The organism is Psychrobacillus sp. L4, from assembly GCF_042944905.1.
Classification (GTDB): Bacteria; Bacillota; Bacilli; order Bacillales_A; family Planococcaceae; genus Psychrobacillus.
Genome location: NZ_CP168496.1, coordinates 1,877,962 through 1,890,990, shown reverse-complemented (window position 1 = coordinate 1,890,990; position 13,029 = coordinate 1,877,962). Strand labels below are relative to the sequence as shown.

General features: G+C 35.1%; 17 protein-coding genes and 1 pseudogene. 12 read left to right on the top strand and 6 right to left on the bottom strand.

The window, feature by feature from the left end; genetic code table 11:
• Positions 1 to 41 precede the first annotated feature (41 nt).
• The 9 genes from ACEPXG_RS08975 to ACEPXG_RS08935 all read left to right on the top strand — a co-directional run bounded on the left by ACEPXG_RS08975 (position 42) and on the right by ACEPXG_RS08935 (position 6,200).
• On the top strand, positions 42 to 464 hold the full coding sequence (locus ACEPXG_RS08975; protein ID WP_391209527.1) for a DUF1835 domain-containing protein: 423 nt from the start codon (positions 42 to 44) through the stop codon (positions 462 to 464).
• A complete protein-coding gene (locus ACEPXG_RS08970) occupies positions 446 to 865 on the top strand; it encodes a DUF3658 domain-containing protein (RefSeq protein WP_391209525.1) in 420 nt (139 codons plus the stop codon). The genes ACEPXG_RS08975 and ACEPXG_RS08970 overlap by 19 nt, the downstream gene beginning before the upstream one ends.
• Positions 862 to 1,329 (top strand): hypothetical protein, encoded by a 468-nt coding sequence (locus ACEPXG_RS08965; RefSeq protein ID WP_391209523.1) that lies wholly within the window; start codon positions 862 to 864, stop codon positions 1,327 to 1,329. Before ACEPXG_RS08970 ends, ACEPXG_RS08965 begins: the two co-directional genes overlap by 4 nt.
• A 55-nt stretch (positions 1,330 to 1,384) precedes the next feature.
• On the top strand, positions 1,385 to 1,882 hold the full coding sequence (locus ACEPXG_RS08960; protein WP_391209520.1) for an NUDIX hydrolase: 498 nt from the start codon (positions 1,385 to 1,387) through the stop codon (positions 1,880 to 1,882).
• A 221-nt stretch (positions 1,883 to 2,103) separates the two neighbouring features.
• A complete protein-coding gene (locus tag ACEPXG_RS08955) occupies positions 2,104 to 2,595 on the top strand; it encodes a sigma-70 family RNA polymerase sigma factor (protein ID WP_391209518.1) in 492 nt (163 codons plus the stop codon).
• Positions 2,596 to 3,909, top strand: coding sequence for a DUF4179 domain-containing protein (locus ACEPXG_RS08950; protein WP_391209516.1), 1,314 nt, complete (start codon positions 2,596 to 2,598; stop codon positions 3,907 to 3,909). It begins immediately after the preceding gene.
• Between the two features lie 519 nt (positions 3,910 to 4,428).
• A complete protein-coding gene (locus ACEPXG_RS08945; RefSeq protein ID WP_391209514.1) occupies positions 4,429 to 4,866 on the top strand; it encodes a VOC family protein in 438 nt (145 codons plus the stop codon).
• Between the two features lie 248 nt (positions 4,867 to 5,114).
• The gene (locus tag ACEPXG_RS08940) at positions 5,115 to 5,282 is read left to right on the top strand and encodes a hypothetical protein (RefSeq protein ID WP_391209511.1); all 168 of its coding nucleotides are present in this window, start codon (positions 5,115 to 5,117) and stop codon (positions 5,280 to 5,282) included.
• A gap of 207 nt (positions 5,283 to 5,489) precedes the next feature.
• Positions 5,490 to 6,200: a class I SAM-dependent methyltransferase gene (locus ACEPXG_RS08935; RefSeq protein ID WP_391209509.1), complete on the top strand. Its 711-nt coding sequence runs from the start codon at positions 5,490 to 5,492 to the stop codon at positions 6,198 to 6,200.
• Between the two features lie 475 nt (positions 6,201 to 6,675).
• On the opposite strand, the pseudogene ACEPXG_RS08930 reads toward ACEPXG_RS08935, so the two are convergent.
• From ACEPXG_RS08930 to ACEPXG_RS08920, 3 genes and pseudogenes are all read right to left on the bottom strand, one after another.
• Positions 6,676 to 7,243, bottom strand: a pseudogene (locus ACEPXG_RS08930) (cupin domain-containing protein); the annotation flags it as partial.
• 225 nt (positions 7,244 to 7,468) lie between these two features.
• Entirely contained in the window at positions 7,469 to 7,912 is a 444-nt protein-coding gene (locus ACEPXG_RS08925) for a DUF2809 domain-containing protein (RefSeq protein WP_391209507.1), read from the bottom strand.
• A gap of 294 nt (positions 7,913 to 8,206) precedes the next feature.
• Positions 8,207 to 8,746, bottom strand: coding sequence for a DUF4269 domain-containing protein (locus ACEPXG_RS08920; protein WP_391209505.1), 540 nt, complete (start codon positions 8,744 to 8,746; stop codon positions 8,207 to 8,209).
• Between the two features lie 408 nt (positions 8,747 to 9,154).
• Here ACEPXG_RS08920 and ACEPXG_RS08915 point away from each other — a divergent pair, with 408 nt between their 5' ends.
• The 3 genes from ACEPXG_RS08915 (at position 9,155) to ACEPXG_RS08905 (ending at position 10,408) form a co-directional block, all read left to right on the top strand.
• Positions 9,155 to 9,361, top strand: coding sequence for a helix-turn-helix transcriptional regulator (locus ACEPXG_RS08915; RefSeq protein WP_391209503.1), 207 nt, complete (start codon positions 9,155 to 9,157; stop codon positions 9,359 to 9,361).
• A gap of 175 nt (positions 9,362 to 9,536) precedes the next feature.
• Positions 9,537 to 10,031 carry a hypothetical protein gene (locus ACEPXG_RS08910; protein WP_391209501.1) on the top strand — a complete coding sequence of 165 codons (495 nt, stop codon included), beginning with the start codon at positions 9,537 to 9,539 and terminating at the stop codon, positions 10,029 to 10,031.
• Positions 10,032 to 10,081: 50 nt separating this feature from the next.
• On the top strand, positions 10,082 to 10,408 hold the full coding sequence (locus ACEPXG_RS08905) for a YnfA family protein (protein WP_391209852.1): 327 nt from the start codon (positions 10,082 to 10,084) through the stop codon (positions 10,406 to 10,408).
• A gap of 228 nt (positions 10,409 to 10,636) precedes the next feature.
• Here the strand turns inward: ACEPXG_RS08905 and ACEPXG_RS08900 are convergent, their stop codons facing one another.
• The 3 genes from ACEPXG_RS08900 to serC form a co-directional block, all read right to left on the bottom strand.
• Positions 10,637 to 10,858 (bottom strand): type II toxin-antitoxin system HicA family toxin, encoded by a 222-nt coding sequence (locus ACEPXG_RS08900; RefSeq protein WP_391209499.1) that lies wholly within the window; start codon positions 10,856 to 10,858, stop codon positions 10,637 to 10,639.
• Entirely contained in the window at positions 10,836 to 11,285 is a 450-nt protein-coding gene (locus tag ACEPXG_RS08895; protein WP_391209496.1) for a hypothetical protein, read from the bottom strand. The genes ACEPXG_RS08900 and ACEPXG_RS08895 overlap by 23 nt, the downstream gene beginning before the upstream one ends.
• A gap of 271 nt (positions 11,286 to 11,556) precedes the next feature.
• Positions 11,557 to 12,654: a 3-phosphoserine/phosphohydroxythreonine transaminase gene (gene serC, locus ACEPXG_RS08890; RefSeq protein ID WP_391209494.1), complete on the bottom strand. Its 1,098-nt coding sequence runs from the start codon at positions 12,652 to 12,654 to the stop codon at positions 11,557 to 11,559.
• Positions 12,655 to 13,029 lie beyond the last annotated feature (375 nt).

The following is a 13,029-nucleotide window of genomic DNA, read 5'->3' as shown; positions in this document are numbered from 1 at the left end:
TAATTTATGCCTCCGAACCAATACAACAGCCTTATCAAACAGTGCACATCGTTTTCGGACATTCACCAGCAGGGAACTTAAAGATCACACTGCCAAAAGATGAAAAGGTTATTGCATTTTTCGATCAATTTTCTAGCGGCCCCGTACATCAGCTGCATACCGAAAAAGGACTGCAGCAACGCAAGAAATGGTTATTCTTACATATTAATTTGGACGAACAGTACATATATAGCTACTTGGAAGATTTTCAACAAACAGTAACAGAGATAAAGGATATACCCGAGCATATACCTATTTACATTTGGACAGCAAACAATGCACATGAACAAACAGCTGCACGATTTGTCCTACACACACTTCAAGACAAGCAAAACGACATTCATCTTATGAATGTAAGCGAGGCTTATCAAAATCACTGGTCAACTCCTCCCGGGAATTTTATACTTTGGGTACTGGAGAAGTAGCACCAGAAAAATTAAAAGTAATCTATGCGGCAAATAAAAACGTTCAACCGTTAACAGCGAAACTTTGCTACAAACTGGCGGACGAATGGGAAAAACTTTCGGAAACAACAGAAGTACTCCGCATTTGGGAAGACGGCGAAATCAAAAATGTCCCTGAAAATTACTTTGATGCATTCATCGTAGATAAAGCACGTTATCTACATCGGGAACAGGGAAAACTCGAATTTATGAAATCCGCACGACTAATAGGAGAAGTATTCGGGCATCTCAATCAATATACAGGTGATGAGTTTATCGAATACCGCGTACGACAGCTAATTTTTAATGGTATTTTTGAAATAGAAGGTATTCCAAAAGCAATGCGTTTCTACAGTGTGAAATTGAAGGAGGAATTTAATTGAACAAATGGGGGAGAAATAAATTGAAAAAAATACTCACATTCTTATTTCCACTATTCCTTTTAACAGCTTGTTCGGATATTACGCATAACGATTATAGATTTACCGGAGAAAGTGAACATTGGGAAGCCGAATATTCCTATACAGGAACAGAAACAAGGGGAGAAGATAACGGCATAGGAACTTATTCGAATGAGGATAGTCATAAATTCACATTAACATATAAAGGTTCTTTAGAGGAGTTATCTTCCATGCGAAAATTGGAATATTTGTATAGTACCCTTTCCAGTAATGGAAAAAGTACAGAGGAGTTCACTGAACCCACTACAACGAAAATATTTTCTTCTTCAGGGGGTTCAACAAACGGGGCGAAAGTAACTAAAGATGAAGTAATACTAGTAAAAGTAAAATGGGATGATGTGGAAGAATCGATTTTACTGGACAATAAAAAGTTGACTACTAAATAAATCTGTTCGCATGATTACTAGTAGATTTATGGATTTTTAAGGGGATAGATTTCTAATGAATAGTCAAATATATGTTAATTGGGGAGGAAATCAAGTTAGCCTTAGATGGCATCCCTACAAAAATATAAACCAAAGTGAAATAGTAACTAGTGTTCATAGTTATTGTTTTAGCCAGTGTAAAGTGTTATTAGTTCAGGTGAAAGAAAGAGGATTTAACATTCCAGGTGGGCATATAGAGTTCAATGAAACTCCTGATGAAGCGTTGCATAGGGAGGTTTACGAAGAAGGTTATGTTACAGGGAAAATAAAATATATTGGTGCGATTGAAGTCAACCACAAAGATAATCCTAACTTTGAACAAAATGGACCCTATCCGCTTATAGGTTATCAATTATTTTATAGAATGGACGTTGAAGAGTGTTTTCCATTTTTACGAGAAAATGAAACGACATCTCGCATTTGGGTTGAACCAGAAGAAGTTCCATATGTGATGAATGACCATGAACTATCGCTGTTAATCTTGAAAGAAGCTCTAAAAATTGGAAATACATAAAGTCATAATAGCAATGTATAGTGTCGAGTACCAAGTTCTAACGCAATTTTGAATTCAATAAGAACTTAAAATTCGATTATAAATGTACCTTCTTTCCTTGCTGATAAAAGGAAGTTGGAAAGCGAGTTCACTTTTGTAGTTGAACTCGTTTTTTATTGAGCAAAATAAAATGAACGATTTATCATTTCAAACTGTCTAATTGATAACGAGGGGGTGGAAGTATGGATTTGGAAAAACGAGCAATTGCGGGTGAAGAACAGGCGTTAGTGGAGCTATTGAAGCGACATGAAGATACGCTCTACCGGACAGCCTATGCGTACTTGAAAAATGAGCATGATGCTATTGAAGCGGTACAAGAGCTGACGTTTCGAGCTTTAAAAAAGGTTCATAGCGTCAAAGAACCCGCTTACATAGCAACATGGCTTGTTCGAATTATCATTAATATTTGTTTAGATGTGAAAAAGAAGCAAGAGAAATTTATCTATACTCATGATGTGGAAGTCGCATCGATGGATCAGCAACCATTCGAGCTGGCTGATATTATCGCAAGTTTACCAACAGAACAACAGGAATTGATTTACTTAAAATATTTCCAGGATATGAAGAACGCAGACATTGCGCAGTTGAAGCGAATTCCCGAAGGTACTGTGAAATCGAGACTACACACAACGTTAAAAAGATTACGCCTACTCATTGGAAAGGAGGGACTGTAAATGACTAACTTGAATGAGCAAGATTGGCAGAAGCTAAAAGAGGAATTAGAAGCGATTGAAATCCCTAAAGAAGCCTTATATAAGGCACGTGGGAAAGCTGTGCATCAGCATCGGTTGACCAAGAGGAGAAAACGCCGTCTGTATTCAGTTGCCAGTGTAGCTGCTATTGTTCTGTTGCTGTTTGTAACTTCCATTCGTGTATCTCCCGTATTTGCACAAGTTATGGCCAAAATCCCTGGGTTTGATTCAATCGTGCACATGATTTCTTATGATAAAGGAATCAGCGACATTGTCGAAAATGATTACTATGAGGAACTTGGAATTGTGGTAAAGAAGGGGGATTATACCTTGACTTTACAGGGTGTCGTGGCTGACCATTCGGGTATGACTATATTCTATAAGCTTGAATCCCCCTTTGATCTTTCCAAATTGAGTATAACTTCTTTAGAGGTGTCTCAACAAGGCATTCCATTTGGTGTCATAAATTCTTACACTGCCTCTAAAACGGGAAAAAGGACTGTACAGGAAGACCAAGTTGAAATTACGTCTCCCCATGATTTATCGTATAACAATAAGACATTTGAATTTAATTTGCACTTGAGTGATGCAACAGACGCAGAGACAAAGTTCTCTGTACCATTCACACTCACCAAGCCTATTGAACAACCCAAAGTATATGAAGTAAACCAAGCCGTTGTCGTAGATGGTCAAACAATTAACATTAAACAGTTGAAAATTTCGCCGTTACGTGCAGAAATTCGTCTAGCTGCTGACGAACAAAACACGATGCAATTACTAAAATTTATATCGGTACGATTGATTGATGAGAATGGCGAAGATTGGGTTCTTCCAAGAAATAGCTGGGGGGGCTTCGGCAATTTGCGTGAAGGTGAAGTGAGCCTATTTGTACAAAGCAATTACTTCCGGCAGCCGAAAAAATTAACCTTAGTGATGGAGAGGATTCAAGCACTTCCAAAAGGATCCGACTTTATCGAAGTAGATTTTGAGAAAAAGAAAGTGCTGTATGTTCCAAACGAACTGGATATTACTATTCAAGTACCATCGGACAATACAATGGAAGTCACTTATCCATCTGGGGGTTGGAACCTATTTTCTGAAATAGTGGATCAAGAAGGCAATGATTTTAGCAGAAATTTAATCGAAATGCATGTTGTTAGCAGAGAAAATCCCTATGTCAAAGAAGTCTATACATTTGATTTTGATAATGCAGTGAATCCAATTCGTTTTAATATTAATAGCTATCCGATGTATTTGGATGGCAAAGTGGAAATTGATATTCCACTTAATGAATAGGCTTCTACCTCATTAAAAATTGTAACCAAAACATTACATAGACGCTACTGTCATGAGCAAATGAGTCCTCATCGCGGTGACGTTTATTATGTTTAGGCACGATCAATGTACTCAGCAAACACATAAACACTATATTTCAAGCTGTTTTTCTAAACCATCTTGAACGAATGTCTCCGTTGCTAACACATCGGAATTCATTCTCGGGTTGTTGGAAACTCTGAATAAATTAACACATGACAAAAGTTAATCCAGCCACAACTGAAATGATTCCAGCGTAATTTATTTTAACCATCCAAAAAGTGTAGTTTTGTAAAAAAGATTGATAATATAAAACAAACTTCGATTATTTAAAATAATGTTTGATTAAAAATCATCTGTTGATATGCAGGATTTTTTCTTGCTCCACAAACGGACAGTTTGTTGAAGAAGGATATTTTCTTTTTTTAGCGAATTAAAATTAAAAATACACTTATCAAGAATACAGGTAATTGCAAAATAGGAACATAGGAGGTATGAGAATTGAATATCCATAGAATAGATCATGTAGGTGTAATTGTAAATGATCTCTCTGCCGCTAAAGAGTTTTTTCTCGATTTTGGACTTGAGGTTAAAGGGGAATGGGAAATGGAAGGAGAGTTGATGGGATATGCAGTTGGGCTTAATGATGCTAAAGTAGCGTGTGTAGGATTGGGAACGCCAGACGGTCAGACATGGATAGAGCTAATCAAATTTTATTCACCGTCAGATGAAAAAGATATTCAGCAACCTTTTGCAAATACCCTGGGTATCCGGCATATCGCATTTGCTGTTGAAGATATTGAAACCGTTGTTGCCAAATTGAAAAAGAAAGGTATGGAAATCTTTAGTGAGATACAAAACTATGAAGAAAAATATAAGTTATGCTACTGTCGTGGGCCAGAGGGAATTATTTTAGAGTTGGCGGAGCAAATCAAATAAATTAAGGGTAATTAATAGTTATCGGACCAATAATTGATGGATTTTGACATACCGCCAATGTAATATGTAACCACGTCGATAAAGTTGTTCCACAAGCTGGCACTATTATTGAGCAATACTGGTAGAAAATAATCAATCTTTTTATAAAAAACAATCTTAAATCTACTAGAAAAGAATCCATGTTGATCAATCTTTTTTCAAAATGGATTCCTTTTATTTTCTGTGAGATGCTGACTTGTGGGATCTTTTTGATCGAACTTTATTTCAAAGCAACAAAAGGGATAGGTACACTAAAGGTATCGGGTGTAGATGTTGTAATAGAGACAATAGTGTATGCGATTAGAAGAAATGATCAATCAAAGTTAGCAGGAGATACATGTCTTATAGCACTCACAGCAATCCGAATGGAATGGTAGAAATGTTCGTCCAGCTCTATCAAATGAAGATGGCGTTGCTGCCCACGAAGAACTAGTTCAGGTAGTATACTGAAACCTAGTCCTTTCTCACCCATAACCATGATGACATATCTTATTCAAACAAAAAAGAGGGTATTTAAATAATTTGTTTAATAAAGAAAGTTATGTAAAACTTCAATGTAAAATATTTTCTTTTTGGGGTGTATTATGAATAACAAAGTAAAAGAAACCTATAACCAGCTTGCAAATGATTATGAACACAACGTAGATAAAAAGAGCCTATTTAATACGGAATATGAAAGACCAGCGATGATAAAACTACTTCCATCTGATATAAGAAATAAGAAGGTTTTAGATGCAGGATGTGCAGCAGGTTGGTATACGTCTCAGTTGGTTAACTTAGGTGCTGACGTAACAGCAACGGATATTAGTCCTAACATGGTAGCGGCTACTAAAAGGCGAATTGGAGATAAAGCGGAAGTTTTGTGTTTAGATTTAGAGAAAAAATTACCTTTTGAAGATGAATCTTTTGATTTAATCGTAAGCTCTTTAGTTCTTCATTATATAAAAGATTGGAGCAAGCCTTTTAGCGAGTTTCGCAGAATATTAAAACCAAATGGTACATTGCTTTTTTCAGTACATCATCCTTTCATGGATATTAAAATGTCTGTGAATGGTGATTATTTTTCCAATGAACTAATTATCGATCAATGGAAAAGGGAGGGAAAGTTAATTGACGTTCCATTTTACCGTCGGCCACTTCATATGATAGTAAATGAAACGCTTGAGTATTTCTCCATTGAGAAGTTAATTGAAGCCCAGCCTACCAAAGAATTTAAAATGAAAGAACCAGAAAAATATGAAAGACTCATGAAAAATCCACATTTTATGATTGTAAAAGCGGTGAAAGATGAATAGATATAGGTGGTTACTATTGAAAAAAATGATAGTTATTTTACTTTTCATTCCTGAATCGTAATATCATTAATATTTAAGTTAGTGGTGGTGTTGATTTGAATTATATTATTCTTTTATTCTCTTTATGGGTCTCTACGGTTGTATCTGTGCAAATATTGAAAAGCAGAAACAACAAGCGGTTAGCGATGTTATTGGCTTTTTTCATAAATGTTTTTGTTTTAATTACAGCAACTTGTTTTTTATATAGCTTAGATGAAGAAGCAAGAATGTTTGGATTTGGTAATTCTGGTTTATTAATATTGATTTTTTCGATTCCAATAATAACTTGGATAAACTTCTTTATTCTCCAGTTTGTAAAAAAGAGCAATACCTTTTGAATGATACTAACTAGACTTGTTGCTAAGAACAAGTCTAGTTTTTTATGTTACTGAGACTATTAATAGTCACATTATTAGCGATTAATCCCTGTTCACCCTTATTTAGGATAGTAGGAAAACCCAGGATATTTGACAACAGGATATTTCACTTTGCCTAGTGCATCCAATAATTCCTGTCCAATATGCAAATTGTCTCTAACCAGGTCTTGAGGAGTGAGTGCCATCCATTGGTTTAACGACACATCTACATAGCGATCGCTTTTGAACATTTCTAAAAACCATAAAGTTTGATCCCCAGTATCTGAATATAGTGCTCACTGGCAAATGGTACATAGCCGACATCACCAGCTCTATAATCAAATGTACGGGCTCTGCCATTCCCAGCAAATACCGTCATACGTCCCTGTCCTGAGAGATAATATTGCCACTCATCATTATTCGGATGCCAGTGTAATTCTCTCATTGCTCAGGTTCAATCTCAACAAGTGCAGCTGCGATATTTTTAGATATAGGAAAATTAGAAGAGTCTACAATTCGTACGCTTCCACCAGGTGTCTTAATTGGTTTTTGTGCAAGCAGCTTATGTGTGAAGCTTTGGGGTATAGTTCCATAAGGGGACTCGACTTTCTGATTTTCAAGCGGACCAGGCACCTTGTCTTGAAAGATATTTCAGAATAGTTTCTTAATTGCGTGTTACACAGGGAACGCTTTTAAAGACTGAAAATGACAAATAGGCCTTCTAAACCGCCAATGCATTATGGGAACAATTTTATCACAAAGATTGATTAGTGTTGTTGCACTAGTCAATCTCTGTGATAAAATCATTTTCTACCAAAGAAGAACTTTTTAATAAGAAACCTTATTAACAACTTATTTTTCATTTCCTTTTATTCAGCCTATTCTTTTAATATATCTTCTCTGAATGAATACAAGCATCGCCTTATCCAAAATAGTGGCGACTATAATTCCTGCTGCATATCGAATCAGGTCCAGTGTAAGAAATCCTTTACCTAAAATCAATGCTCCTAGAAAAGTACCGCGAATCTGATTGATCCACTCTGCTTGATACAGCTGACTCAATTCAATGCCAAAGCTGAAAGAGAAACTAAGCCAGATTGCTGTCACCAAGCTTTTACGTATTAGAAGGAAACGAAACCCGAAATAGACCATCATCGCCCACATCACATCCCCAGCATTTTGAGCAATAAATAACTGAAGGAAATGGCTGTATTTTCTGGAGGATAGACCTAATAAAATGTTAATCATAATACCAATCATATAAACTATCCTTATATTACGGTAAACCTGTTTTTTATGTTTATTTTTAGTAGGCAATTAGATCACTCTTTGACATGTATTGGTATTCTTTTATTGTGAATATACAAGTTGTGAACGAGACTCGAAACATTATGATAGGTACGAGCAACATCTCATCCATTTCCTGTATGTAATGCAATTATTATAGTTGTTTAAATATCGACTAAATAAACTAGAACCTTGCTACAATGTAAAGATGCAAGCTCTTTGAATATTTATATAATAGTGAGAAAAACATTAACTTTTTAAAAAGAGGATAATAGAGTCTTTTTAACTTAGCAGATTAATCTTTAATACTAGATAGGTATATCACTAAAAAGAATGAATGATTTCTTTACATTTACCGAATTCTAAAAGTGCATCATACGGATCGCCTTCTAACCCCAGAAGTTTGCAAAAAGCAAGCTCCGTTTTAATCCTTTGTTCTTTTAGTATAATTACTTCGTCTTTGAGATTAGGGTAATCGTTTAAAATTGAATTTTCAATTATCATATGGAGATAGGCATATTGTTCTTTTACTGGTTTAGGTTGACCAAATAGTTCAATTTCGAACCCATCAAAGGTAAAATTTGCTTTAATTACTGGTACATTTCGTATTGAAAGTTTTTTTAATTTGAAATCTTGGTAATTTCCATACAAAGTAGTAACCTTTTGCTCAAATGAAGTGAACTCTACAACATTCATTATGATATCTAAGTCGGAACTTTCTATATCAATCCCTATAGGTAAAGTGTCACAAAGAATGGGATTATATTCAGATAAGCTATGCATGATTCCCAGGTTTTCAATAGCTAAATAAGCACGCTTTTGATTTTTGTTACCGAACTGTAAGTAATCAATTGTTTCAAACATACCACTCCACCCTCTCTTTCAGAGATGTATCAGATACATGAACGGTTTAGAGCATTATTTGCTTTGAGAAAAAAATCCGCAAGTTTGTTAATACTAGAACTCTAAGCACTTTTTATATTAATTGTAACAAAGTAGTGCAATTTTCACTAAATGTTTCTCAACCTTTTCGACTTTTCAATAATTTTATTATTTTTAAACGATTTTATTGTTCATTGTCAGAAATAAATCTGACTATCTTCGTTATAGAAAATACTCACTATATTAATAAAGGACGATTCAGTAATTCAGCTGAAATCGATCCTTTATTTTTCATTTTAAAGTAAAGTGAACTAATCATAGAGTAAAGCAAACTATACAAAAAGACCGATAAACTATACAATTAGGAATAGAATGTTTGGAGGGAGCAGTTTGCTAAAAAATCGTGTGAAAGAATTAAGGGCCAGATTTAATTTGACGCAAGGTGATCTTGCAGAGAAAACAGGCGTAACAAGGCAAACAATTGTTTCATTGGAAAAAGGAAATTACACGCCTTCATTGCTACTTGCTATGAATATTGCAGAAGTGTTTGGGGAGCCAATCGAACAGATTTTTTATAAGGAGGAGGACCCTAAATGAGGAGGTAAATTACGGTTGCTTTGAGGGCGTTACTTTATATTTCTCTCGCTAAGATGATTTTTGACTTTGTTAAAATAGAGGAAAATTTACGACCCCTTAGATACCAGTGGTTCTTCTCATATATTTAGTTACACTTAAGCACTTACATGCTAGATAGAACAAGAGGTGGGATTTGATGAAAAATTTACTTATAACAATTGTTTTACGCATACTTCTAATTATTTCTTTTGCTGTCTATGCATTCGTTCTTGTTAAAAATGCACAGCTTTCTGATATGTTTTTAAAACGTGAAATTAGCTTTGATTATTATATGGAAAATGAAATTAATTCAGGATTATACAATGTTATTGCTCTATTTTTTGCGACTTTAAACTCATGGTACACACACTATCAATCCAAAAAACGTAATAACGGTAGAATAATAATGAAAGAAATAGTCATTCCTGAAATGATTCATGATGATGAAAGGGAATCGGAAATAACAGGTAAATCGGCAAAAGCAGCTTTTTCTATCATGTTTGCTTTTAGTTTTATTTTAATGGCTAGTTTTTCTTTAGTTCCATATGCTTTGAATAATCCGTTATCTTATGCAATCTTTGCTATTGCTTCTCTTCCAATAGTAGGATTTGTTGCTTATTTCATTGCATCTAAGGTACTTTATTCTCGGTGAAAGTTAACGAAAAACTAGAATTAATAAGTATTCAAGGAAGTGATTGGGAAATGTTTTATGCAATTATAGTATTTATTTTTGCTGGGCTTGCTGAAATCGGTGGTGGTTATCTCATTTGGTTATGGTTAAGGGAAAGTAAGCCGGTTTATTGGGGGATTTTAGGAGGGATAGCTTTAGCGCTTTATGGAGTTATCGCTACTTTTCAGTCATTCCCAACGTTCGGTAGAGTTTATGCGGCATATGGAGGGGTTTTTATCGTTCTTTCTGTATTATGGGGGTGGGGAGTAGATAAAAAAACACCGGATTTATATGACTGGATAGGTGCTGTTATATGTTTGGCTGGTGTTTCTGTTATGTTGATGGCACCAAGGCATTAAGATAGTGAAGAGACCACTGCGTTAGAAACAATTCTACACTATTCTGGATTTTATAACATATTCGGTATTCACTATTGCTGCTCTACCGATAATTTGTCTTTTAACTTACTTCATAACATACAAAATGCTATATTCACGGTAAAAAAGGGCTCTTGTCACTACATTTACTATTCCTTGCCCATAAATAGTAAGCTATTGAGAATGCTTTCAAACATTTTCAATAGCTTTTTATTCCATGTTATTAAAATATTCTTGATCTACCTCTAATTGTTTCTTTAATATAGTATTCCACATCTTCTTCCCGTAATCTTTTCTCCCTCTTGAAATCTTCGTATATTTGAATGTGCCATCCTCTTTTAATTTACGATAATACCAGTGGTCGGCTTTATCTTTCCATAGTTCCCAACCGTCATTTTCACAAAAACGTCTATGAACGGTTGTATTCGACATCGGTATATTTACGTAATTTATCTACATCATCCAAAACTAATGCTTTCAAAATATAAGGGAATTGAGGTTTTAAATTAGGGGAATTATAGTTTAAATTAAATTCTGTATAATAATCTACTGCCCATTCGATATAACTTGTTAGATAAGCTCTAACAGCCGCTTCTTCAGACTCACCGGATTCTACAATCCATGTATTATCACTTGATGCTATATACTCATTTGCTTCTTCATCGTGAGCTAATATAACTTTATACCGTAAATGTTCAAGAACTACAGAGGCAACATCCAAATTTAAAGATAAGAAGATGTCGCGCTCATTACGTTGAACAAATTTCGGTTCATTGTGAATTACTTCATCAACAAATTGTGCCCATTTAGATCTAACATCACTCGATTTGACTGTTAAGGTTGTCATATTTTTCTTCACTCCTATCTTTCCTCCTTTATTATATCATAATCGTACACATCGTACGGAATGTACGATGTGTACGTCACTATATTATTCCATCCATGAAATAAAATATGCACGAATAGACAAATAAAGAAAGAAAATTGATTTTTGAGTCGAGTCAACCAAACAAACGAGTTAGTTCGAACTTTCAGGATTGTTTTAATGAAAATTAAAGCTTTGGGGACAACTGCACGAACAAAAAGACCTTGCCATTCAAGATGATTGAACAGCAAGGTCTTCTAAGTTTTTAGCTGTGCTTGCTTTGAAATTGAACCATGAACTCAGCAAGTGCTTTACATGCTTCTAATGGGACAGCGTTATACGTAGAAGCTCGGCAACCACCAACAGAGCGATGTCCATTTAAACCGACAAAACCAACTTCTTTTGCTTCGGATAAAAACAGCTTTTCTAATGATTCAATAGCAACTCGGAAGGTAATATTCATAAGAGAACGGCTTTCCAATGTTGCATGTCCTGTGTAAAAACCGTTGCTATTATCAATTGCATCATAAATTACTTTCGCTTTAACCTCATTGTTTTTAGCTATTACATCTAAGCCACCATTTTCTTCTACCCACTTGAGAACTTCACCTAGCATATAAATTCCAAATGTAGGTGGTGTGTTATATAAGGAATTACTGTCTACATGTGTACTATATTTTAATATAGTCGGAATTTCCTCGTTTGTTTTTGCAAGTAAATCTTTGCGAATAATCACAACTGTCACACCCGACGGTCCAAGGTTTTTCTGCGCACCAGCATAAATCATGCCAAATTTACTTACATCAACTGGCTTTGACATAATATCACTCGACATATCTGCGATTAATGGAATATTACTAGTGTCAGGAAAAGTAGACCACTGGGTACCGTAAATCGTATTATTCGATGTTACATGAACATAAGCGTCGTCTAAATGAAATTGAAGCTCTTCTAGGGTAGGAATGTTTCGATATTTATCCGTTTTTGTACTTGCTATTTCGTATGGTTCCCCAAATAGTTTAGCCTCTTCTAATGCTTTCTCTGACCAAGATCCCGTCATTATGTATCCAGCTTGTTGGCCATTTTTTAAGAAGTTCATAGGTATCATCGAAAATTGGAGGCTTGCTCCACCTTGAAGAAAAAGCACTTCATAATCATTAGGAATAGAGTATAACTTTCTCATTCGAGAGATTGCTCCATTATGTATATCTTCAAATGTTGCGCTGCGGTGAGACATCTCCATAATAGACATACCTGTCCCACGGAAATTAACTAGTTCTTTTTGTGCTTTTTCTAGAACTACTAGTGGAAGAGCAGAAGGGCCTGCATTAAAATTAAAAGTCCGTTGATTTGATTGATCCAAAATAAACACTCCAGTCGAATTGATTCATTTTTATTTATTATATACGCTTTTACTTGCTAGACAATGAAACTAGCGAAATTTTTTTAAAAAAGTGAATAAATTGTTAACGTTACATAACCGACAATGTAAAATAACAGAAATGCCTTAAGACGGTGTAACGGATAGACACTTTCTATGCCGGATACCACTATTTAAGTTTTTAGAGAAATCCAATTTAGGGGCTTAAGCCATCTGATTATGGGCGGATAGCCTCGCTTTAGGGGAATATAGCGCCGCTTTATGGGTATAGGGGATAGGTAGGGGCATATACCATCCGCTTAGGGGAATATGGCATGTCTGTAGGGGCGGATAGCCATACTTTAGGAATTTATGACA